Source organism: Candidatus Melainabacteria bacterium (assembly GCA_016193285.1).
In the GTDB taxonomy this organism is placed as follows: domain Bacteria; phylum Cyanobacteriota; class Vampirovibrionia; order 2-02-FULL-35-15; family 2-02-FULL-35-15; genus JACPSL01.
Genome location: JACPSL010000018.1, coordinates 21,264 through 43,618, shown reverse-complemented (window position 1 = coordinate 43,618; position 22,355 = coordinate 21,264). Strand labels below are relative to the sequence as shown.

General features: G+C 31.5%; 28 protein-coding genes. 12 read left to right on the top strand and 16 right to left on the bottom strand.

Annotation, left to right across the window (positions count from 1 at the left end; translation table 11 throughout):
* The first annotated feature begins 8 nt into the window (after positions 1-8).
* Entirely contained in the window at positions 9-656 is a 648-nt protein-coding gene (locus HYY52_03870; GenBank protein MBI2995825.1) for a hypothetical protein, read from the top strand.
* 5 nt (positions 657-661) lie between these two features.
* On the opposite strand, the gene HYY52_03865 is transcribed toward HYY52_03870, so the two are convergent.
* Positions 662-1,144, bottom strand: coding sequence for a hypothetical protein (locus tag HYY52_03865; protein MBI2995824.1), 483 nt, complete (start codon positions 1,142-1,144; stop codon positions 662-664).
* 138 nt (positions 1,145-1,282) lie between these two features.
* Between HYY52_03865 and carA the strand changes: the two genes are divergently transcribed.
* On the top strand, positions 1,283-2,410 hold the full coding sequence (gene carA / locus HYY52_03860; protein ID MBI2995823.1) for a glutamine-hydrolyzing carbamoyl-phosphate synthase small subunit: 1,128 nt from the start codon (positions 1,283-1,285) through the stop codon (positions 2,408-2,410).
* A gap of 70 nt (positions 2,411-2,480) precedes the next feature.
* Here carA and HYY52_03855 read toward each other — a convergent pair whose 3' ends face one another.
* From HYY52_03855 to HYY52_03830, 6 genes are all read right to left on the bottom strand, one after another.
* The gene (locus tag HYY52_03855) at positions 2,481-3,362 is read right to left on the bottom strand and encodes a flagellar hook basal-body protein (GenBank protein ID MBI2995822.1); all 882 of its coding nucleotides are present in this window, start codon (positions 3,360-3,362) and stop codon (positions 2,481-2,483) included.
* A gap of 27 nt (positions 3,363-3,389) precedes the next feature.
* Positions 3,390-4,178, bottom strand: a complete 789-nt coding sequence (locus HYY52_03850; GenBank protein MBI2995821.1) for a hypothetical protein — start codon at positions 4,176-4,178, stop codon at positions 3,390-3,392.
* A 6-nt stretch (positions 4,179-4,184) separates the two neighbouring features.
* Entirely contained in the window at positions 4,185-4,631 is a 447-nt protein-coding gene (locus HYY52_03845) for a flagellar FliJ family protein (protein MBI2995820.1), read from the bottom strand.
* 41 nt (positions 4,632-4,672) lie between these two features.
* Positions 4,673-5,668, bottom strand: a complete 996-nt coding sequence (locus HYY52_03840) for a glycoside hydrolase family 3 protein (GenBank protein ID MBI2995819.1) — start codon at positions 5,666-5,668, stop codon at positions 4,673-4,675.
* A gap of 18 nt (positions 5,669-5,686) precedes the next feature.
* A complete protein-coding gene (locus HYY52_03835; GenBank protein ID MBI2995818.1) occupies positions 5,687-6,010 on the bottom strand; it encodes a hypothetical protein in 324 nt (107 codons plus the stop codon).
* Positions 6,011-6,192: 182 nt separating this feature from the next.
* Positions 6,193-6,957, bottom strand: coding sequence for a pyridoxine 5'-phosphate synthase (locus tag HYY52_03830; protein ID MBI2995817.1), 765 nt, complete (start codon positions 6,955-6,957; stop codon positions 6,193-6,195).
* A gap of 38 nt (positions 6,958-6,995) precedes the next feature.
* Between HYY52_03830 and HYY52_03825 the strand changes: the two genes are divergently transcribed.
* On the top strand, positions 6,996-7,877 hold the full coding sequence (locus tag HYY52_03825; GenBank protein ID MBI2995816.1) for a prephenate dehydrogenase/arogenate dehydrogenase family protein: 882 nt from the start codon (positions 6,996-6,998) through the stop codon (positions 7,875-7,877).
* Here the strand turns inward: HYY52_03825 and HYY52_03820 are convergent.
* The 5 genes from HYY52_03820 to HYY52_03800 form a co-directional block, all read right to left on the bottom strand.
* Positions 7,863-8,405 carry a hypothetical protein gene (locus HYY52_03820; protein ID MBI2995815.1) on the bottom strand — a complete coding sequence of 181 codons (543 nt, stop codon included), beginning with the start codon at positions 8,403-8,405 and terminating at the stop codon, positions 7,863-7,865. The genes HYY52_03825 and HYY52_03820 overlap by 15 nt on opposite strands.
* A 63-nt stretch (positions 8,406-8,468) precedes the next feature.
* Positions 8,469-9,104 carry an ATP phosphoribosyltransferase gene (locus HYY52_03815; protein MBI2995814.1) on the bottom strand — a complete coding sequence of 212 codons (636 nt, stop codon included), beginning with the start codon at positions 9,102-9,104 and terminating at the stop codon, positions 8,469-8,471.
* Complete coding sequence (locus HYY52_03810; protein MBI2995813.1) at positions 9,101-10,186, bottom strand: ATP phosphoribosyltransferase regulatory subunit; 1,086 nt, start codon at positions 10,184-10,186, stop codon at positions 9,101-9,103. The genes HYY52_03815 and HYY52_03810 overlap by 4 nt, the downstream gene beginning before the upstream one ends.
* Positions 10,187-11,062: a prohibitin family protein gene (locus HYY52_03805; GenBank protein MBI2995812.1), complete on the bottom strand. Its 876-nt coding sequence runs from the start codon at positions 11,060-11,062 to the stop codon at positions 10,187-10,189.
* A gap of 16 nt (positions 11,063-11,078) precedes the next feature.
* Positions 11,079-11,954, bottom strand: a complete 876-nt coding sequence (locus tag HYY52_03800; GenBank protein MBI2995811.1) for a prohibitin family protein — start codon at positions 11,952-11,954, stop codon at positions 11,079-11,081.
* 111 nt (positions 11,955-12,065) lie between these two features.
* Between HYY52_03800 and HYY52_03795 the strand changes: the two genes are divergently transcribed.
* Genes HYY52_03795 through HYY52_03765 form a run of 7 tightly spaced genes read left to right on the top strand, consistent with a single transcriptional unit; the run spans position 12,066 to position 16,769 of the window.
* Positions 12,066-13,250, top strand: coding sequence for a FliM/FliN family flagellar motor switch protein (locus HYY52_03795; GenBank protein ID MBI2995810.1), 1,185 nt, complete (start codon positions 12,066-12,068; stop codon positions 13,248-13,250).
* Positions 13,251-13,254: 4 nt separating this feature from the next.
* Positions 13,255-13,503 carry a hypothetical protein gene (locus HYY52_03790; protein ID MBI2995809.1) on the top strand — a complete coding sequence of 83 codons (249 nt, stop codon included), beginning with the start codon at positions 13,255-13,257 and terminating at the stop codon, positions 13,501-13,503.
* 11 nt (positions 13,504-13,514) lie between these two features.
* The gene (fliP, locus tag HYY52_03785) at positions 13,515-14,165 is read left to right on the top strand and encodes a flagellar type III secretion system pore protein FliP (protein MBI2995808.1); all 651 of its coding nucleotides are present in this window, start codon (positions 13,515-13,517) and stop codon (positions 14,163-14,165) included.
* Positions 14,166-14,184: 19 nt separating this feature from the next.
* Positions 14,185-14,955: a flagellar biosynthetic protein FliQ gene (locus HYY52_03780; protein MBI2995807.1), complete on the top strand. Its 771-nt coding sequence runs from the start codon at positions 14,185-14,187 to the stop codon at positions 14,953-14,955.
* A 16-nt stretch (positions 14,956-14,971) separates the two neighbouring features.
* The gene (gene fliR / locus HYY52_03775) at positions 14,972-15,754 is read left to right on the top strand and encodes a flagellar biosynthetic protein FliR (protein ID MBI2995806.1); all 783 of its coding nucleotides are present in this window, start codon (positions 14,972-14,974) and stop codon (positions 15,752-15,754) included.
* A gap of 15 nt (positions 15,755-15,769) precedes the next feature.
* Positions 15,770-15,997 (top strand): preprotein translocase subunit SecG, encoded by a 228-nt coding sequence (secG, locus tag HYY52_03770; protein ID MBI2995805.1) that lies wholly within the window; start codon positions 15,770-15,772, stop codon positions 15,995-15,997.
* Positions 15,998-16,004: 7 nt separating this feature from the next.
* Positions 16,005-16,769, top strand: coding sequence for a dihydroorotate dehydrogenase electron transfer subunit (locus HYY52_03765; GenBank protein MBI2995804.1), 765 nt, complete (start codon positions 16,005-16,007; stop codon positions 16,767-16,769).
* Here HYY52_03765 and HYY52_03760 read toward each other — a convergent pair.
* Both HYY52_03760 and HYY52_03755 read right to left on the bottom strand, forming a co-directional pair.
* Positions 16,756-17,112 carry a hypothetical protein gene (locus tag HYY52_03760; protein ID MBI2995803.1) on the bottom strand — a complete coding sequence of 119 codons (357 nt, stop codon included), beginning with the start codon at positions 17,110-17,112 and terminating at the stop codon, positions 16,756-16,758. The two genes, HYY52_03765 and HYY52_03760, sit on opposite strands and share 14 nt — an antisense overlap.
* A 37-nt stretch (positions 17,113-17,149) precedes the next feature.
* A complete protein-coding gene (locus tag HYY52_03755; GenBank protein ID MBI2995802.1) occupies positions 17,150-17,950 on the bottom strand; it encodes a site-specific DNA-methyltransferase in 801 nt (266 codons plus the stop codon).
* Between the two features lie 174 nt (positions 17,951-18,124).
* Between HYY52_03755 and HYY52_03750 the strand changes: the two genes are divergently transcribed.
* A complete protein-coding gene (locus tag HYY52_03750) occupies positions 18,125-19,144 on the top strand; it encodes a sigma-70 family RNA polymerase sigma factor (protein MBI2995801.1) in 1,020 nt (339 codons plus the stop codon).
* Positions 19,145-19,153: 9 nt separating this feature from the next.
* On the opposite strand, the gene HYY52_03745 is transcribed toward HYY52_03750, so the two are convergent.
* A complete protein-coding gene (locus HYY52_03745; protein MBI2995800.1) occupies positions 19,154-19,663 on the bottom strand; it encodes a hypothetical protein in 510 nt (169 codons plus the stop codon).
* The gene (locus HYY52_03740) at positions 19,660-20,883 is read right to left on the bottom strand and encodes an MFS transporter (protein MBI2995799.1); all 1,224 of its coding nucleotides are present in this window, start codon (positions 20,881-20,883) and stop codon (positions 19,660-19,662) included. Before HYY52_03740 ends, HYY52_03745 begins: the two co-directional genes overlap by 4 nt.
* Before the next feature lie 86 nt (positions 20,884-20,969).
* On the opposite strand from HYY52_03740, the gene HYY52_03735 reads away from it, so the two are divergent.
* Positions 20,970-22,352: a hypothetical protein gene (locus HYY52_03735; protein ID MBI2995798.1), complete on the top strand. Its 1,383-nt coding sequence runs from the start codon at positions 20,970-20,972 to the stop codon at positions 22,350-22,352.
* Positions 22,353-22,355: the final 3 nt, after the last annotated feature.

Below are 22,355 nucleotides of genomic sequence, written 5' to 3'. Positions count from 1 at the left end.
TTTACAGTATGAATCATAAAGTTATAAAAAAATTCCAGGATAAGGGAATTACAATTTTGGATCCACGGAATACTTATATTGGCTCAGGTGTTAGGATTTCACGAGGGAATATAATTTATCCAAATACTTTTTTAAAAGGAAAAATTAAAATTGGTTCTAAAAACATTCTTGGTCCAAATCTGTATATAGAAGGCACTGTAACAATTGGTTTTGGAAATAATATTACTTTTTCACACGTAACAAATTCAAAAATTGGAAATAACAATCATATAGGACCTTATTCAAGACTAAGAGATAATGTGGTTTTAGCAAACAATATTAAAGTAGGAAATTTTGTTGAAATTAAAAAAAGTAAAATTGGAAACAATACTCAAATTGCCCACCTGAGCTACATTGGAGATGCATCAGTTGGTAAGAATGTAAATATTGGTGCTGGAACAATAACTGCAAATTACAATTCACGTACTGGTAAAAAAAGTAAAACAATAATTAAAGATAGGGCTTCAACAGGTTCAAATTCTGTTTTAGTTGCTCCAGTTGTAGTTGGTGAAGGTGCAATGATTGCAGCAGGTTCAGTTATTACAAAGAATGTTCCAAAGAATGCACTTGCAATTGCAAGGACTAGACAAGAAAATAAATTTGTTTTTTCTTTTTAAAAAAATTAACCCCAGCCGATTTGTTTGCCGGATTTAACTGTTAACTTGTCAACTTTAATTCCAGCTGCACCTGGTCTATATAAAAATGAGTGTGGAAGTGAATTTATAGACAAGTCAGATATCTTGGATGACTTAACAGGTACCTTTTCATGATTTGAAACCCTTGTAAGTATTGTATAAGCAGGTTTTGGTACCCAGGTTTTTTCAGTAGTTATGCTGCGGTTCCAAACTGTTCTTGCTTTTGGAGGAGGAGGAGTTTGTTTTTGTATTGGTGTTCCTTGAGTACTTCCAAGTTTATTTTTTAAAGTTTCAATAAGCTTTTTTAAATCATCGTTTTGTCCTTGGTTTTGATTAGCTTGTTTATTTTCTATTTCTGGATTATTTGTTGCTAAAGTTACTTTTGCTGTAGATGCAGCAGCAACACTTATTGTAGGATCACTTCCTTTTGATCTTGCTTGTGGTCTTCTGTTTAGTGTTCTTGGCGGCATTTTTTATTTTTTCCTTTTAGGTTCTAGGTTAAGAACTGTTTAAGAACTCTTACTTTTGATTCTAAACATTTTAGGAATTATGTCAACCCCTAAGCATAAAGCCATTAAATCTTCATATTTTAACGATATTTGATATAAATGTTAAGGATGACAATAAAAGCAATCTTAACACTGGAAGATGGAACAACTTACGAAGGTAAGAACTTTGGATGCTCCGGAACTACACTTGGCGAAATTGTTTTTAATACAAGCATGACTGGCTACGAAGAAATAATTACTGATCCAAGTTATGCAGGCCAAATTATTACTTTTACTTATCCTGAGATTGGAAACTACGGTACAAACAATATTGACTTAGAAGCAAAAAAAAGTTTTGCAAAAGGTGTAGTTATTAGAAACTTAAGTCCTAAAGAAAGTAATTGGCGTGCTGATTCTACACTTGACAACTTTTTAAAATCTCAAGAGCTAGTTGGAATTTCTTATGTTGATACAAGAGCAGTTACAAGAAGGATTAGAAATGTAGGTGCAATGAGAGCAGGAATTTCTACTGAAATTTTAAATCCAAGAGAACTACATAAAAAAGTTTTAGAATCCCCACAAATGCTAGGAAGAGATCTAGCTAAAGAAGTTTCTACAAAAGAAAACTACAGAGGACCTATGCCAAAAACCCAGCCAGCCTGGCCTATAGTAGCATTGGATTTTGGAATTAAAAGAAATATTTTAAACAGGCTAAGTTATTTTGGATTAGCACCACTTGTAGTTCCTGCCTGGACAACATTTGATGAAATAAAAGCAATAAATCCAACGGGAGTTTTTTTATCAAATGGACCAGGGGACCCTGAGCCTGTTAAATATGCAATAGAAACAATTAGAAAAGTAATTGATAAATTAAATATTCCAATATTTGGTATTTGTCTTGGACATCAATTATTAGCTCAAGCATTTGGTGCAAAAACTTATAAACTAAAATTTGGACATCGTGGTGCAAATCAGCCTGTAAAAAATTTACTTACAGGAAAAGTTGAAATCACTGCACAAAATCATGGTTTTGCAGTTGAAACAGAAACACTTCCAAAAGAATTAGAAGTTACCCACTACAATTTAAACGATAATACTAATGAAGGTTTGAGATATAAAGAGTTACCAATCTTTTCAGTTCAATACCATCCTGAAGCATCTCCTGGACCACATGATAGTGATTATTTGTTTAAGGAATTTGTAGAACTTATTAAAAGAAGTAATTATGGTACTAATCTTGATAATTGAAAAAAAGCCCCTCACTTTTTTGGAGGGGCCTTTATATGAACTCGTCGGTTGACAGGGGTAATGGGTGGGATTAACCAACAAGTTCAACAGCTTGTTGAAGCAATTTGTCAGCAACTTTATGTGCATTAATTGCTGCAGTGTATTGTCTTTGTGCTTCAATAATGGAGTCAATTTCTACTTTAGTCCAGACATTGGATTTTTCTAATGCTTCATTAAAAACAAGTGCATTAGATGGTAATGCAGGACCACTTTCAGAAGTTTGTTTCCAGTAAACATCACGGAAGTTTTTTAATCCATTTAAATTTTGGAAATTTCGTAGTGTTACTTTATACAGTGATACTTCACTGTCACCATACTTCCCCCAAATTACACCACTTTTATCAATTCTAATTTTTTCATATTTTCCAAGATATAAACCATTAGTAGGATCAACAGCTAGATTAATTGGTTGTGGTTTTCCAATTGCTCCACCTGAACTAACTTGTGCATATTCTCTTTTTGCAGGACTATTAAATGGATCTGCAAATATATCAAATTCAGCTCTTGGTCCTAACTTTGCATATCCAGAATTTCCATGTGGCTGAACATTTGATTGGAGAGGAGTTCCAAGTAATGTAAAACCTTCGTTGGAAGCTAAGTAACCGTTTCTATCAAAATGAAAATCACCAAGTCTTGTGTACACAATCTCATTATTTCCTGGATTTAACATAGTGAAAAAGCCCTTGCCTCTAAGCATCATCTTTGTAGGTTCACCTACTCTTACCATTTCTTTGCCTTGTCTCCAGGAATAACCAGCATCTTCAATTGTGCCACCAAATAAATAGTCTCTAAAGGTAAATCTCTTACCGTTATAGCCTGGTGTTTCACCATTAATTACGTTAGAAGTTAAAAAGTCAATTTGTTCTAACGCTGATTGTGCTGCATTTGCTGCTAGTGTTGATATGTTGTACATGGTCATTTCTCCTTTACTTTTTTTATCTTAAATTAAATTGAAATTAGGTGTTTTAAGCTGCTTTTCTTTTCTCTTTTTCTTCCTTGAACCTGACTCATTATTAAACAAAACTTCTGACTCATAAAAATTAAAATCACGTAGTGATAAACGATGATGTTTTAAATTGTTGTTTAGTTTATCCTTGTTATTTTTAATTAGTTCACCCATTTCTTTTGAGCCAAGCAAGGATGCTGTAACACTTCTGTCTGGATGCATTCTAAGCACAAGTGCTTGAACATCATTTAAAAGTGGTATATCTACTCTTATTGATTTTTTAGTTATGTCTTCAGTAACTATTGGTATAAATTTTTCCCACAGAGCAAGTAATTCTGATTTAGAGTATTGTCTTCTTTGCCCTTGATCATAAACTGGCTGGATAAGTGCTTGACCAGCAACATTATGAGCATTGTTTAGTATTTGTTGTCTTGGGCTTTGAAACATTTCTTCTTCAAAATGTTGCTTGTTTTCTTTAAATTTATTTAAAAGTGCATATGTTGAGTGGACCCCTCTTGAAGTTTTGTTGTCTGTGTTTTGAATAATTGTACTTACGTTGGGTAATTCTTCATTTGAATTTTGTTTTGATTTTTTCTTTTTTGTTTCTAAAGCTTCTTCCGCAGTTGTTTCTTTTTCTTCTAATTTTGGAGATACTTCTTGTATCCTTTTTTCATTTGCTTCTTCTAGCAACTTACTAAAACTTACATTAGAAGGATTTTTTAAAAGGTTGTTAGCCATTTTAAAGGTATCAAGATTATTATCAATGTTTACTTGAGGTATCACTTTATCTTATTCTCCTTCTTTACTTTCTAAAAGTTCCCTGGTATGTTTTAAGATCCCAATTTCATCAAGCATAATTCTTTCTTTTCTGTTTTCTTCATTTGTATATTCTTTATATTTTCTTTCTTTGTGTCTTTTTAAAGCTTCAAGCCTTATTTTTGCTTCTTTTACTTCTTCTCTTGCTTTGAAGAGTGCATCCTGGGCAGCTTGTAGTTCTTTTTCTAAGGAAGCAATTTTTTCATTTAATTGCTTAATCCTCATTACATAAAGATTTGCATGTGCTAATCCTTCTTTAATTAATTCAGCATGCATCTCATTTCGTTTTTCAATAGTTATACTTAGTTCATAAGAGACTTCTCTTAGATGATCTTCTGCTTCTCTCATTGCAATGATTGCATCATCGAGTTCTTCTTCTCTGATCTTTAGTACTTTTTCTAAACGATATCTAAATGGCATAATGCTCCTTTATGCTAAGTGAGTAAGTTACATGAGATCTATTAAGAGGAAGTTAAGAGGAATTTGTTTTTTATTGTGATTATTCTTTTATATGATTCTTCAACTTTGTTTAAAAGCTCCCTTGTTAATTTTTCTTTAACGTGCTTGTATGATCGAGTAATGCGATTTTCTTTCTGGTTAAATAAAAGCATATTAGCACCAACATTAATTGCTTCATAAACAGCAGCCTCTAAAGAGTAGTTCTTACTAACTGCTTTCATACCTAACTCATCAGTAATAATTAATCCTTTAAATTTTAGTTCATCTCTAAGCAAATCCAGCAAAATATTTTTTGACAAGGATGCTGGCCTTTTTTTATCCTTTTCAATTTTTGGTAATTGAATATGTCCAACCATTATGACTGGGGCATTGTTTTTAATTGCTTTTTTAAAAGGTAAAAGTTCAAAATTGTTTAATTGATTTTTACTTTTATTTAAAATTGGAAGGGCTAAATGTGAATCAACATCCGTATCCCCATGCCCTGGAAAATGTTTTATAACAGGAATAATATTTCTCTTTAAATACAAATCAATTATTTTACAGCCAATTTTTGTAACAATTTCAGGATCATTGCTTATTGCTCTTCTTCCTATAACAAGATTTTTAGGATTTGAGTTTATATCTAAAACAGGTGCAAAATTCATATTAAAACCAAGTTCAAGCAGTTCATTAATAATTATTTTTTGTGCTTCTAAAACTTTATCTGCTCCAAGCTTGCTAAGTTCCCAAAGGCTTGGTACTGAAGTACAAATCTTTTTAAGTCTTTCAATACGACCACCTTCCTGGTCAACAGCAATAAATGGTTTTATTTTAAAAAATTTATTTATATCCTTAATTAGCTTTCTAACTTGCTTCTTGCTTTTAACATTATGTTCAAAAAAAACTATTCCACCTGGTTGAACTGTTTTAAAAAAATCTTTTATTTCTTTTGATAAAGAATATCCACAAAAACCAACAAAGAAAAGTTGACCTAGTTTAATCTCAATATCTTCAGCCACAAAGAAAATAATAGCAAATTACTTTTTCTTACTACCTTCGTTTATATCCCCTTTGAAGGCACGTCCATCAATAATTCTCCCAAAGTTGTCTGAGTGTTGCTTAACTTCTTCATCACTAGAACCTGCACCTTTATAAACTGGTTTAATAACAGTTTCAGCTGTTTTGCTTGCAAAGGTACCCTTTTTCATTTGTGCACGTACAGCTTCATATTTTGCATCTGGCAATTTTGTACCATCAACCATATCTTGATTTTTCTTAGCATTAACTACAGCATCAGCATAAGAAAACCCATTTGTAATATATTCTTTTATAAATCTAAGTCCTAATGTAAAGTCACTCATTGTTTCACCCTTCTTGTTTTTCTAAGAACCTTTTCCTATAAATTGACTCTAAAGAACTTGTATAAAGTAAAGGTTAACAAAACCTCTTCATTAAAAAAATTTAATCTTAAATCAAAATAAAAAAAGAGCTATAAAGCTCTTTTTAAGTTGTTTAATTTTTAACGTAAAAGTATTATACCCGCTTAAGTAGCATTTATAACGTGGGGTAAGCCTAATTGAGTTAAAATTTTCATTTCTCTTACAGCTTCTTTTATTCCAATCATTACAGCTTTGCTTATAATTGAATGCCCAATATGAAGTTGTTCAATACCATTTATCCTTGCAATAGGCTTTATGTTTTCATAATTTAAACCATGGCCTGCATTTGTTTTAAGACCAATGCTTTGAGCAAACAAAATTGCTTCCTTTATAAGGTTTAATTCTTTTTCATTTGGGTTTTCTGCATATGGGCCTGTATGAATTTCTACAAAATCAGCACTTATGTCTTTTGCTAATTTAATTTGTTCTTTATCAGCATTTATAAAAATGCTTACTACTAAGTTATTCTTATGAAGTTTTTCTAAGTAATCACTTAAATATTTTTTTTGTGAAATAACATTTAATCCACCTTCAGTTGTAAGTTCTTGTCTTTTCTCAGGAACCAGAGTTACTAAATTAGGCTTTATCTTTGAAGATATTTCAAGCATTTCATCGGCGGCCGCCATCTCCAGCGTAAAGAGTACAGTAGGGGCAGGATTTATCCTGCCCTGATGACTATTAATAAATTGACTTAGTAGAATTACATCCCGATCTTTTATATGTCTTCTATCTTCTCTTAGATGAATAGTTATTCCATCTGCACCACCTTCAATTGCAAGCTTTGCACTTAAAACAGGATCAGGTTCAATTGTTTTTCTTGCTTCACGAACAGTTGCTATATGATCAATATTTATGCAAAGCTTTGGCATATAAAAAAGTATACCGTATTTGGATATAATAAATAGTTATGCTAAAAGAAAATAAAACTAAATGCATAGCAATAATTGGACTTGGCTTAATTGGTGGGTCACTTGCAAAAGCATTAAAAGGAAAAGGTTACACAGTAATTGGAATAACAAGAAATCCTAAGACAATAAAACTTGCTAAAAAAGAAAAAGCAATTGACATAGGCTCTACAAAACCAGATTCTAAGGTACTCAAAAAAGCAGATGTAATTTTTATTGCAACTCCTTTAAGATTTATACCTGATTATATAAAAAAAATCGCAGCTCTAAAATTAAAAAAAGAAGTTATAGTTACTGATGTAGGAAGTACAAAAGTTAAAATATGTAAGATTGCAAAACAATACTTTTTGCCGTCTCGTCGTTTCGCCGTTTCGCCAGCTCGTTTCTTCATAGGTGGTCATCCAATGGCAGGTACCGAGCACGCTGGATTTAGTGCATCTAAAAAAGATCTTTTTAAAAATTGTACATGGATTTTAACTCCTACTGATAAAAATAAGAAATTAATTAAAGGAATTAAAAAAATTATTACAAGAATTCATGCTAAGCCAATAATAACTACTCCAGAAAAACATGACAAGGCTGTAGCACTGATTAGCCATTTTCCTTTACTTGTTTCAATAGGACTTTGCCAGTTAGTTAAAAATACAAATGATAAAAAATTAAAAAAGTTAGCCATGACTATTGCATCAAGTGGTTTTAGAGATACAACAAGAATTGCAGGGGGGAATCCTGAAATGAGTTTAGGTTTACTTACTTCAAACTCTAATGAACTTGTACAACTTTTACCTCGGTACTTTAAAGAATTAAAAAAAGCACTTAAGTTAGCAACCTTAAAAAATCTAAAATCTATTCAAGAATGGAGAAATAGTTTATTTATTTCCTAAACAACTAAACTCACAACAACTTTCAATTTTGCTTTCTTGAATAACTTGATCTAATTTTTCTTTTGAATCTATAAAGGATTTAGAATAAATTACAGAATTTGGCGGTACATATACATTTTGAAGTGTTACGTTATCTTCAATTAAACAATTTGTTCCAACTATTGAATTAATAATTTTTGATTTTCCTCCTATAAATGTTCCATCAGATATAATTACTGGCCCTTCAATCATTACTTCACTTGAGATGTAAACCTTACTTCCAATAAATATGTCAGTGATTTCTCGCTTGGCCTGGATTATATGATGCCTTGCTCTTATTAATACCTGACTTCTTATTGCTGAGTGTTTTGCTATGTTAATTAAACAACAATCCTCAGCAATAATTTTGCTTTGCCCGATGTTTGTATTTTCTCCAACACAAACTTTGCCAAGTATTTCTGCTTTTGAATCAATGTACGCAGATTTAGAAATACTCTGCTTGAGCTTTTTTTCAAGAAAACCACATATGTGAATCATCCATTGATTCATGAGTGTGTTATCTTTTTTTTAATCCTTACTATGATTCTAGTACAATCTATCCATATTGTCTAGCTATGCTTCAAACTTTAATATTTCTGACTTCTTAATCTTAAAAGATACAGGATTTGCAATTAATGTTGCAGTGCTTTCTAAAATTGTTTCTATTGAAATTAAATTATTTGCTTTAAGTGTTTTTCCAGTAGCAACTAAATCAATAATTGCATTGCTAAGACCAACTATTGGTGCAAGTTCTACAGATCCATATAACTTAATAACTTCAGCACTTAAACCATATTTGTTAATAAAATCATTTGCTAATTTTGTAAACTTAGTAGCAATTTTAGAATTTGGTGGCAAATCTTTTACACTTTTAACTTGAGAGTCTCTTTTGACAGCAAGAACAAGTTTGCACCTGCCAAATTTTAAGTCTCTTAACTTGATAACATCAGGAACTTGTTCTTGTAACAAATCTAAACCTACTATTCCTAAATCTGCACTTCCATGTTCTACATATACACTTACATCATTAGGCCTTACTAAAAGTCCTTTAATATTATTTTGTTTATCAAAAAATACTAATTCTCTATTTGTGTCCTTAAAATTTTTATCTGTAAAATTTATTCCGAGTTTTGAAAGATATTTATAACTTCCATCATGGAGAAACCCTTTTGGAATTGCAATGGTTAGTTCTTTAGAGTCTTTCTTCATATTTTTATTGTTGCGTTCTTGTTTCTCGAGTGTAGTTTTTTAATTGCTTTAAAAGTATTTTTTATGTTTCTTCCTTTTGCAATAAGTTCAGGAGGCTTAAAGTCTAGGAATTTATGTGATTGATTTTCTAAAGTTAAAAGTAAATCTTCTAAACAAAAAGAAAAACCAATAGCAGGAGTATTAAATCCAAACTTGCTGATTAGCTCATCGTATCTACCACCCGAACCGATATTTCTTCCTAAAAAAGGAGTAATAACCTCAAAATAAATCCCCGTATAATAATCAACATCACTAGTTAAACTTAAATCTATTTCAATATTATTTTCAAATAAGTTTAAAATTTTTTCAAAATAAGAAATTATTTTTTTTATCTTTAATCTTTTGACAAGCTTTGCTAATTGCTTGATTTCTTTAATTGCATCTTTATTTCCTCTAACTTGAATTAATCTACTCCAAAATTCTTTTTCTTTGTTTGAAAGTTTGGATTTAGAAAGGATTAAATTAAACAAGATTAAATCTTTTTTAGACAAAGCTTTATAAAGTTCTTGAGCAATATTTCCAAAACATTTAAATAGTTCAACCCATAATGTTGAGTGATTAAACAAGACAAGATATTTTTTAAGTTTAAGTTTACTTAAACTATCTAAAAGTACTTGTAAGCATTCTAAATCTGAAATTCCTTCTTTTGAGCCAATAAGCTCAATCCCAACTTGATAAAGCTCGCGTTCGTTTGTTGTTTTTCTTGCATGATATCTAAATACTTTTCCAACATAATAAAATCTAAATGGTAACTTTTCTTTCTGCATCCTTTCTGCAGTAACTCTAGCAATAGGTGTAGTTAAATCAGCCCTTAACGCTAAAAGTTCTCCATGCTCACCCATTAATTTAAAAGCAACATCGGCAAGTTTACTACTGCCTTGACTTAAAGTATCCCAGCTAATAAGTATTGGAGTTTGAATAGGTCTGTATCCCCAAAGTTCAAATACTTTAACAAGAGATCTTCTTACAAACTCTTGTTTAATTACTTCATTTGGAAGCCAATCTCTTGAACCTTTTGGATTTCGTAAAAAAGTTTTCTTCATTTATTCTTTTGTATTATTTGGCAATGTTCTTAGAGGTTCGTTTAATAGTTCACCAATAGATAATATTACATTCATTGCTCCAGTGATTATTGGAATCTCAGTTTCTCTTTGTTCAATTTGCTCTAAGAATTCAAGTTCTGCAATACGTGGATCCAAGCTAAGTGCTTGTCCTTTTACTGATAAAGCTCTTGCATCACCTTCGCCTTCAATAATTTTTCTTTCTTTCTCTCGTTCAGCAGTTTTTTTAATCCAATTTTGCCTTTGAGATTCCTGAAGTGCAATTTGTTTTCTTTCAACTGCTTCTGCAAATGCAGGTGAAAAAGTAATCCCCCTGATTAATAATTCATCTAAGTAAAGTCCGCTTTTTAAAAAAGATTTTCTAAGTGCATGTTCTACATCCTTAGCTAGGCCTGCTCTTGAAGATGTATAAACAGTGTCAATTGGATACTTAGCAACTATATTTCTAATTATGCTTCTTGATTGAGGGACTATAAGTTTTTGAGCATAGTCTCTTCCTAAATCCTGATGGATTTTCCATGTTTTATTTTTATCTAAGTGTGCAATTACTGTCAGGTCAATGTCAATTTGTTGTCCATCATTGGTTTGGCATTTAATACTTTGTCCTACTGAACTTCTTTCGAGATTGTCAGAAAATGTATAAGAGATCTTTCTTGCATCATAAGTTGTTACTGCTTCAACAAATGGAATAACAAAATTAACTCCTTCATTTAATACTCTTTTTTCTACTCCACCAAATAAGTTAAACACTACACCTGCATGTCCTGCTGGAATAATTTTAATTAGTGAACCACTAAAAATTAATACAAGAGAAATTAATATTGCCATTCCTAATGCTGTTAAGCTCTCTTTATTCATTATTTATTGTTCCTCATTACTCATTGCTAAGTATTAGTTTTGCCTTCCTCCCAAAAATTTGTGCTCTCCTGTATTTTATAAAATCTGGATTTGCTCTTAAGGCATTAACTCTTAGATTTATTGCTTTAGCTTCTCCTTCTGCTTGAAAGATTTTTGCATCTTTTTTGGCTCTTTCACTAGCAAGAACATATTCCATTTTTAAAAATTCCTGAAATGCTTGTTGTTTGCGATCTATTGCATCTTGAAATTCTTTTGAAAATCTTACATTTCTAATTAAGATTTCTTCTACATCAATAAAATATTTTCTTGCAAGATCATTTGTAAGCTGTTCTTGAATTTCGTTTTGTATTTCTTGCCTCTTTACACTGTAAACATCTTCAACAGGATAAGTTGAAAGTACTTCCCTTAATACTGATCTTGCTTTAGGAAATATTACTTTTGAAGCATAGTCAGGCCCAATAGTTTTATGTAATTTCCAAAGCTCAGTTGGTTGTGGTTTAGCTCTTACAGAAAGTTCCACATCAACTTTTTGTCCATCAGATGTTAGTGAATGTATTTCTCTTCCAACTACTTGTCCTTGCCCGCCTTGTTCATCTGAAGTAAAATTATAGGTTGCTTGTTTAACATCATAAATTGTTGCTAATTGGACTGGTGGCAAAACAATGTGTATCCCTTCTCCAAGAACTCTTTTTTCTATGCCACCAAAGATATTAAATACAACTGCTCTTTCTCCAGCATCTACTTTTACAATTGAACCAGAAAGAAATAAAAGCATTATTAATACAAAGATTAAGTAACCCCAAAACTTTTTAAACCAATTAACTAAATCATTTAGTCTTGGATCTTGTTTTGGGTTTGGTACAAAAAAATCTGGGACTTCAATTTCAGGCATTTTTGTTTTTATAATACAGCAGTCACTAAAATAAATGTATTAAAAATTAAGTTTCAGATAATATTTATAGCACATTGTAGGTTTTCCCCTAATTAAGGGAATAATGTTACTGTGATAAAAAACAAAAATAAGGAGCTAATTAGACAATTAGGCATAAATCCATTTAAACCAGACTCATTTCAAATTATTAATGAGCCTCTTATGGATAATTTACATCTTTGGTCAAATGAAAAAATAGAAATAAATGATGTCATCCAAAATTTTTTTGGAATTAAAGTTAGAACAAAACTAATTGCAATATTACTTGATTTAGATCCAAATAATTGGATTGGCATAGGTGCTTCATGGCAACACAATAGCTATAACGGACAAATAAGAATTGATTCTAAGCTTACTGAGTTTTTGTTAAATCAGACTTTTGGTGAATCTCCTGTAAATCGTCCATTTAATATAAAAAAAGTTAATGAACTAGAATTAAATATTCTTCAATCATTTTTAGGGGGCGTTGAAACAAAAATGAAAGGATACTGGGAAGTTGATGCTAAACATCCTTTTTTAATGGATTTAATTTATTTAGTTTGGGTAGTTCAGTCTAATGAAGGTGAGATTGGAAGAATTGCTTATGGTATACCTGCAAGTTTCAGGCCAAAGGAAATTACAAAGACAAGTGCAGGAGATATTGTTGATTTAAACAAACTTGCTAATACCGGTATAAAAGTGCCTGTAGGTTTTTTAGTAGGGGGCACTAAGTTATCGTTTAATGAAATTAAGTCAATTGAGCTAGAAGATCTCATAATATTTGAAGATAGCGACACAAGCAAATTTAACTGGCACTTAGGTGAAATTAGTCTCGTCTTACCTGAAGAAGATCACCCGGTTTATTTAAAAGAAATAGGAAATATTAACGAGCTAGCAAGTGAAATGATAAGGCCAAAAAATATTGAAGAAGATCCACTTTCAAGTCTCCCTCTGGAATTAACTGCAGAGTTTCAGAAAATTATGATCCCCTTAAAACAAGTTTTAGAACTTAAGTCAGGTGGAGTATTGCCATTAGGTTCTGTTTTAGATTCTGAACTTGTTTTAACTGCCCAGGGTAAGCCAGTAGCAAAAGGAGAATTAGTAATTGTTGGAAATCAGTTTGGTCTGAGAGTAACTGATCTTTTAATTGGAGCAAAAAGAGGATTAAAAGGTTCACCTGGTGGAGTAGAAATAAATGATTTGATTGATAAACAAGAAAGCAAGAGTGAAAAAAAAGCAACTTTTGCTGATGAATTAGAAAATCTTGAAGAAAGCTAAGAAAATGAAAGATGTTTTTTCTTTTCTTATTAAACTAACAACAATTTTTCTTGGATCTGGATTAGCAAGTCTTGTAGCATTTTATATAGCAAAGGAAGCAAAAGCATTACCTATACTTGTCTTAAATTGTTTAAAGGAAAGAAATTTAATTAAATCAACCAAGCTTAGCTCACAGTCAGGTTTATATGAAATATCACTACAAGAAAAAATAAAATTATTTTCATCTCACAAAGAAATGAAAATAATAAATTAATGGTTACAAAAATGAACTGGCAAAACATTCTTCCAAATTTAGAACCATCACTACAAATCACTGTATTGCTTGTGATTTTATCAATGCTTCCATTAATAATAATGACAATGACACCTTTTTTAAGGATAGTAATTGTTTTGTCGCTCTTAAGAACTTCAATTGGTACACAACAAGTACCACCAAATTTAGTTTTAATTGGAATGGCAATAATTATTACTGGTTACATAATGGGACCTTCACTAAATGAGATAAATGAAAGAGCTTTAATTCCTTTAAGCAATCAACGAATCAGTGTCCCACAAGCAGTTACTGAAGCATATAAGCCCTTAAGAAAATTTATGCTAAAACAAACTGAGATGAAAGACCTAGCTTTTTTTTACCGCATTAGCAATACTCCAAATCCAGACACTCCTGAAGATGTAGAATTCAGGCATTTGATAGCAGCATTTTTATTAAGTGAATTAAGAACATCATTTCAAATTGGATTTTTAATTTTCATTCCGTTTTTAGTAGTTGATTTAATAGTTGCAAACATTTTATTAGCTTTAGGTATGATCATGTTGTCACCAACGATAGTTTCTTTACCTTTTAAGCTTTTAATATTTGTAGCAATTGATGGTTGGTCGCTTATAATTAAAGGCCTAGTACAAAGCTTTAACTAACTAAGGAGCAATTGTTTTTATGAACTGGATGCCGCAAGCAATTAGGGACGGGATAATTGTAGTCTTAGTAATTTCAGGACCGCTTGTCTTAGCTGCTGCTTTTATTGGTCTTGTTATTGGTGTTCTTCAAGCAGCAACACAGGTTCAGGAACAAACAATTGGGTCAGCCTTAAAAATAATTGGTGTTTTTGTTCTCATTATTTCTCTTGGTTTTTGGATGTTTCAATATTTAAATCAATACACTACCAAGACATTATCATCTGCATTTACTTTTATTCCTCGTCAGTCTCAAAAAGTTATTCCAACAGGTGTTTCTACAAAGGGTGAATTTAAAGAAGGTTTTGAAAAGGTACCTAACGTTGAAAAAATTGAAAACGAGGTATTAGAAATACCTCAAGGAATTCCATATTTAGGTTCTCCTGAAATAGTGAAGCCTCCACCAATAAGTAAACCTTCTCTTCCTTCTGTACAAACAGTGCCTCAAATACCAAAAGTACTAACAGTTCCAATAGCCCCTTTAAAGGGAGCCTTGCCAATTGAAGCACCAATTATTCAACCTCAACCTCAGACACAAATTGAATCTCAATTGCAAGTTCAAGAGCCTCAAACACAAGTAGAGACATTACCTCCGCCTCTGCCTCCGCCTGTTGAAGCCAGGCCTCCACAAACTGAAATACCTCTTCAGGATTCTACTGTAACAAATACTGAACCACAACAAGTGGAAGAAGAAAATATAGAAAGCCAGGAAACAAAAAACGAGCAAACTGAAAGAGCTAATTGGCTGGAGTAAAAAAGTAAGAAATTCCATGTTTGAGATTTCAAATATTATTGTAAACCAAGCAAAACTACTGCAAGAATTAGGAGGCATTATAAATGTTTGGTTTTTAGTTTTTACTCGTTCAGTTGCATTCGCAAGTACTGCACCACTTTTATCTCACAGAACCATCGCAGCTCCTATTAGAATTACTTTTTCAATTATTTTAAGTTTAATTTTAATGCCACTTTTAGAAGTACCTCAAGAATATCCAAAAGAATTTGAGTTTGTTTATTTAATTGTAATGAATGTTTTAGTTGGTATGTTAATTGGTTGGGTTGCTCAATTAATACTAGAAATTGGAAGAATTGCAGGTGAAATGCTAGACATGCAAATGGCTTTAAATGCAGCAACTGTATTTGATCCAGGAAATCAAGTTCAAAGTACAATCATTGGAAGATTTTTTGAGATGATTGCTTTAATAATATTTATCTCAATGGGAGGTCTTGAAAAAGTAATCGAAGGATTTTACAAAAGCTATGAGACATTTCCTGTAGTCATTCATCAAATAAATTTTAGCTTTGACAAACTACTTAGAATAAGTGCTGATGTAATTATTATTGGATTTTTAATCATATCACCCATAGTTATTTTTTTACTTGCAGTTGATTTAATTTTAGGAATAATGTCAAGAGCTGCACCACAAATAAATGCTTTTCAAATTAGCTTTTCAATAAAACCTGCAATTGCTCTTATACTTCTTTTAATCCTTCTTCCTGCATTGTTTAAAATATTTGTCTCTTTATTTACAAATCCAACCAGGGGTTTGTTGTGATAAAATAACTTTGTTATGGCATATTTTATAGTAGCTGTTCAAGTCTTAAGCGGAATTGCATTATTAGCTTTAGTTCTTTTGCATGTTGCAAAAGGTGAAGGACTTGGTGGTATTGGTGGTCAAGCAAGTTTATTTAGTGGTCCTTCTCAAGCAGAAGCAGGATTAAATAAATTAACATGGATAACAGCAGGAGTATTTATGCTCTCTTCTGCATTAGTTGGTTGGGGAATAATTAGGTTTTAACTCTAGAATGCTTTCTAAGCAAGTTTTAACTAAAGCAAAACTAATAAAAAATATATCAGTTGGAAAAGACTATTATGTAAGTTGGTTTTATGCTCCTGGAATTGTTTCAAATATAACTCCAGGACAGTTTGTAATGATGGAATCAGGACAGTATCTCCTTAGGCCATTTAGCATTTATGAAATAAACGAGGATAAAATTGGTTTTCTTTATAAAGTAATTGGAGAAGGCACTAGCTTTTTAAGCAAATTAAAAATTGGAGATCAAATACTTATTAATGGGCCTTTAGGAAAAGGATTTACTTACCCTGAAAATAAACAAAAGTCTATCTTAATAGTTGCTGGTGGTATTGGAATTGCAACTTTTCCACTTGTTGCAAGAATTGCCCATGAAAAAGGCTACAAAGTTAAAACACTTTTTGGAGCAAGAACAAAAGATGATCTTATTTGTACTGAAGAATTAAAAAAATATGGTGATGTTGAATCTATAACAGATGATGGTAGTTCAGATAAAAAAGGTTTTGTTACGGAACTACTTATTAATGAATTAAAGAAAAATAAAAATCAGGAAATATTTGTGTGTGGACCAACACCAATGTTAAAGAGTGTTATTAAAGTTTGTAATGATTTTAATGTTATTGCCCAAGTTTCATTTGAAGAATATATGGCTTGTGGCTTTGGTGTTTGTATGTCATGTGTAATAAAAACAGGTGAAAAACATTTAAGAACCTGCATTGATGGACCAGTAATGAGGTCAGACATTATTTCTTTGTAGCTAGTTCTTTATCAATCTTTTGTAAAAACTGTTGCATTACACTAATTAATTCATTTAGTTCAAATATTTTTAAATTATTGTCTGAACCATTTAGTCCTTCAATTGGTTTTAAAATTTCTTTTAAATTTTCATCATCAATATTTTTTGCACCAATTGATTCAAACGAAACTGTTTGATTATTTTCTATCCTGATTAATGCTGAATGTCCAATTTCTTGAACTGGATCTAAAAAATTAAACATACCTGAAACAATAACTCTATTACCTATATGTTCTGCACTTAGATCAATCTCACGACCTGAGCTTAAAATATATTTTCTATTTGAAAAAATTGACTTACGCATAACTATAATATTTTACTACAAGTTTAGAGATCCAACCTTAAAATAGCGGGAGTTGACATTTTGATTCTTCAAATCTTTTAATTCCAATATCAAGATATTTTTTTTCTATATCTATTCCAACAAATCTCCTATTTAATATATGTGCAGCAATGCCAGTTGTAGAACTCCCACAAAAAGGATCTAAAATTAAATCTCCTTCTTTAGTACTTGCAAGAATAATTCTTTTTAATAATGCAATTGGTTTTTGCGTGGGATGTTTACCAAACTTTTTTTCTTCTTTTTTTGGCGAAGTTATTGACCAGACTGTACGCATCTGGGCATTTGTTTTTTTCAAAAGATCATCATGCCAGCTATTTTCTTTCATTGTTTTGTAATTAAAATAGTGCTTTGATTTTTTATCTTTCTTTGCCCATATTAAAGTTTCATGACTACATGTAAAATAACGACAACTTAAATTTGGTGGAGCATTTGGCTTAAACCAACAAATATCATTTAACAAGTGAAATCCAAGTAATTGTAAAAGAAAACCACATAAATAAATAGAATGATATGTACCACTTATCCAAATTGTTCCGGATGGTTTTAATACTCGTTTACATTCAGACAGCCACTTTTTATGAAATTCAAAATCATATTCAGGACCTTTACTTATATCCCAATTGCCTTTGTTTACTGATGTTCTTTGGCCCGAATGACATGTAAAACCATTGTTAGATAAAAGATAAGGTGGATCTACAAAAATACAATCAAATATATTTTCATTATAATTTTTTAAGATATCTAAGCAATCTCCACAATGTAGAAGAACTTTTTTTGAATCAAATTCAAAATAGTACATATTTACTACTCTATCAGGACTTGCGGGATTAGATTTTAAACTCAACTACTTAACGTATTTTTAACAAACAGCAAGAACGTAAAGTTGTTAACAAAACGCTAAACTTCATGAGTTTTATTAGTTCATGTGGGCTTAGTACCTCAGAGTTATTTTTTCTACAATAAGGGGTAAAAAATGAATACATTAAAAGTAACAGAAAATCACTTAAGTGATCTTGTTACATGTGACGTTTATCACGATTCACCAGTTAAAAATTTGAAAGACAATACTACAAAAAATAACCAGGATAAAATCACGACCTTTACTGATGAAGATACTTTTGATGACTTTTTCTTAGATATAAATGTACCAATTGATGATTCAGTTAAACTTTACTTAAAAGAAATTGGAAAGGTTCCTCTCTTAAAACCAATAGAAGAGTTAGAAATTTCAAAAACAATCTCACAGGGCGGAGAAGAAGCTGAAGTTGCTAAAAGAAAATTAATTCAAGCCAATTTAAGGTTGGTAGTTTCAATTGCTAAAAGATATTTAGGAAGAGGATTAAATTTTTTAGATTTAATTCAAGAAGGAAACATAGGTCTAATGAAATCTGTTGAAAAATTTGATGGCAGCCGTGGCTTTAAATTTTCTACTTATGCAACGTGGTGGATAAAACAAGCAATTACAAGAGCAATTGCTGATAAAGGAAATGCTATAAGAGTTCCAGTACATATGGTAGAAAATCTTTACAAGGTTCGTAGAATCACTGACTACTTAGCAAACCAACTAAACAGAAAACCTTCAGAAGATGAGATTGCAAAAGTAATGAAAATCTCAAAAGAAAAACTAGATGAAATTCTAAAAGCAATTAAAGAACCTGTTTCACTAGAAACACCTTTTGGAAAAGAAGAAGATACAAAGCTATCTGATTTTATTGAAGATAATTCAATTGTTCAGCCAGACACTCAGGTTTCAAATGAATTCCTAAGGCAAGACTTAAACAAAGTTTTAGAAGAATTAAATGAAAGAGAAAGACATTTAATTTGTTTACGTTTTGGACTAGAAGATGGTCAACAAAGATCTTTAGATGAAGTAAGCAAATTATTTCAGCTTCCACGCGAGAGAGTTAAGCAAATTGAATTTAAAGCTTTAAGAAAACTAAGACATCCCGTTAGAAGTACAAAGCTAAGAGATTATTTACCTGACAATAGTTAGGATGTTTTTCTAATGATATGCATTTACCATAATGTCTTTAAATATATCACCATCACTATATAACACAGTTCTAACCCCAACAATTCCTACATGATATTTTTTTCTTTTATCTAATGCCATTTCATAACTTACAAGACCATGCTCAAAAAAATGACTTATAAAATGTGCATTTTTAATTTGCTTTCTGTACTGACCACGTTCTTTTTTAGGATATAAAAGATCTGCAATAATATTTGCTTCTCTTTCAGTAATCATTTTTTTACTAACTTTATTTCCTTTAGGTCTTGCTGTTTCTGAGAAAGATCTCCCATCTTTATATATAGTGTCTATTTGCCACCCGTAAAAAGGAGCTTGGTAAACTTTTCTTCCAGAAAAATTTTTCCCTTCTTCAGAAAATTGTCTTGTAAAAAGTTCTTTGCTAAATTGTTTTTGATTTTCGTGAACCTTATTTCCAAGTTTTGCTGATACAGAAGAAGCAAAGAGACAAAGAAGCAAAGAAGCAAAGACTATATGTTTCATCCTTCTATTCTTTTTCCTTTTGCCCAAATCCCTACTGTAAAAATATATGCATAACAAGCAAAAGCAATTAACATAGCAATATGCCAGTTTGGTTCTTGTAATGAACCTGTTATTTCTGAAACTTTTGTAATTACTGGTGCAATTACAGCACCACCAATTATTGCAGTACAAAGTATTCCTGAAACTATGCCAGAATATTCTTTTTTATAAGAGTCAATAGCAAGGCCATAAATTGAAGGAAACATAATTGATATAAAAAATCCTACAATTGGAAATGCCCACAACACAATAGTTAAGCTTTTTGAAAAGACTGCAACTCCTAAAGCAAGAGCTGCACAAGAAATATAAATTTGAATTGCTTTTTTAGTTGGAATTTTATCCAAAACAAAACTTCCTAATAATCTGCCAAGAAGTAAACCAAGCCAGTAATTTGCAATTGTTGAATTTTTAATACTCTCAGCATTATTTCCTAAAATAGTTGAAATATTATGAGCATCTTCTAAAAAAAGTCCAATATTGTATGCAACTCCTACTTCAACTCCTACATAAAGAAAAATCGCTAATGTGTACATAAGCATTAATGGATCTTTTAAGAGTTCTACAAATCCAGTTTTTGAGTTTTGTAGGGGCTGGACATGTCCAGCCCTGAGTTCGGAAGGATATTTTGGAAAAGCTAAAGAAAAAAACATAACTATTGAAACAGCTGTAAATAACCAATATGCATAATTCCACTCTAGTCCTCTTGACTTTACACAAGTTACAACATGAGGAGCTACATATGATCCAACCCCAAACAAGACCATAAACAAAGTTAAGTTTCTAGAATACTTTTCAGGGTTACTAATTTCTTTAACAAGAGGATTAAGGCTAACTTGAAGAGCTGTAATTCCAACGCCACATGTAAACATACTAATCATATTTGGATAATAACCAGGCACACTAGCAAAGAGAAAAACACCAGCTGTAGTAATGAGTGCTCCTAAGAGCAAAGTAAATTTTGTCCCGTATTTATTAATTACAAAACCAAATGGAACTGATGTTAAGCCGTAGGCAATAAAAAAAACAGAAGCTAGAAAACTAGATGCTGAGCCACTTACTTGATATGTTTCTTTAATCTTAGGTACAATTGCACCTGCTACATTTGTAATTGCTCCAAAAGTAAAATATGTAAAGGCTACTGCAAAAAGTAATGGAAAATAGTTTTTCTTTGCTTGACTCATCTAACCTGTCCTAAAACTTCTTAAATATATCATGATGAGATTAATTGTAGACAGATCATATAAAATATTAAAAAGGGAATTTTAATATGAGTAAAAAAAGCAGGATTGAACGTGCACGACTACAACAACAAGCAAAATTAGCAGTAAAGCCTCTGGTAAACAAGCCTCTCCCTACTACTCCATCTGCAGTTAAAAGTGGTGAAAAGCCTGGTGGAGATGTACAAGCTGCTACTGTTGGTAAAACTGTTTGTGCTCAAGCTTCTACATCTAATTTGCGTTACCAACCACACGAATATGAAAGTCGCTTATCACAAGCTAGAAAGGAAGGAGACTATGCAGAAGGAGTTCAGCTAATCGAAGAAGCAATACGAGCTAAACTTACTTTTTTAACTGATGAAAATACAAAGCGAGACATTGAATCAATTGTAAGAGGTCTTAGAGAAAATGGAGAAGTTCTAGCTGCTGTTTTACTTGCAACTTATTGTTTTAAAAATAAAATAAATTATGAAACCAGACCAAAGCCGATTACTACAGAGTCAACAATAGTAGCTGGTCAAAAAGAATGTCCATTTGAAACAGCAGGGCTAATGTTAAGTGCTATAGAAAATGGGTTACATTTTGAAGAACCGATGATCACAACTACTGCTGTTCAAGCAAGTGATAGTAAAAAGCCAGGCAATAATATTGCTTATGGACAGCTAGTTTTAACTGCTGTTAAACATGGTGAGCTAAAAGATCCACAATTTATAGAAATTACCATTGCAAGACTTGCAAATCCCAAAAGCCGGGAAGGAAAACCCATACCATCTGATTTAAGTATAAGAGGAGAGCTGGCATATAAAATTGCAGTTGAGTACCTTGATAGAAAATTACAGATAAAAGATAAGGCTAGAATTGATAAAACAATTCATGATTTAAGAAGGATACCAGATCAAGTTCCAAATGCTGTAAGACTACTTTCAAAAGCATTAAGAAACCCAAATCTTGAGATAGATATTAAATCTGTCCATTCTACAATAGCTGCTGTAAGAGACTATAGAGATTTAGATAGGGACCTTGCAATAGTAATTCATAAACTATGTATAACTGCTTTTGAAAGATTTGATTCAAGGAATATCAAACCAAACACAATTGGAGAGCTAGATTGGGAAGTATTTGATATTTTATGCTCTCAGTATTTAATGAAGTACGGCGCCGAAGAGTTTGCAATTCAAATTGCTGTAAAAGCAGCTGAGTATGGATTTATATTGAGAGCTGGAACTCTTGGCTACATATATGATGCAACAAATGGGTTACCAATTCTTCAAACAAGGACAGATTTAAGAGGAAAAAGGGAACAACTTCTAGATTTAATAAAACATGCAAGAACTGTTCATGGTGGAAATTTTGAAAGAGAAGAAGAAGAAACTACTAATCAATCACCCGTAAGATCACAAAGGACTGACTTAAGAGGTGGGTTAGATAGATAAATA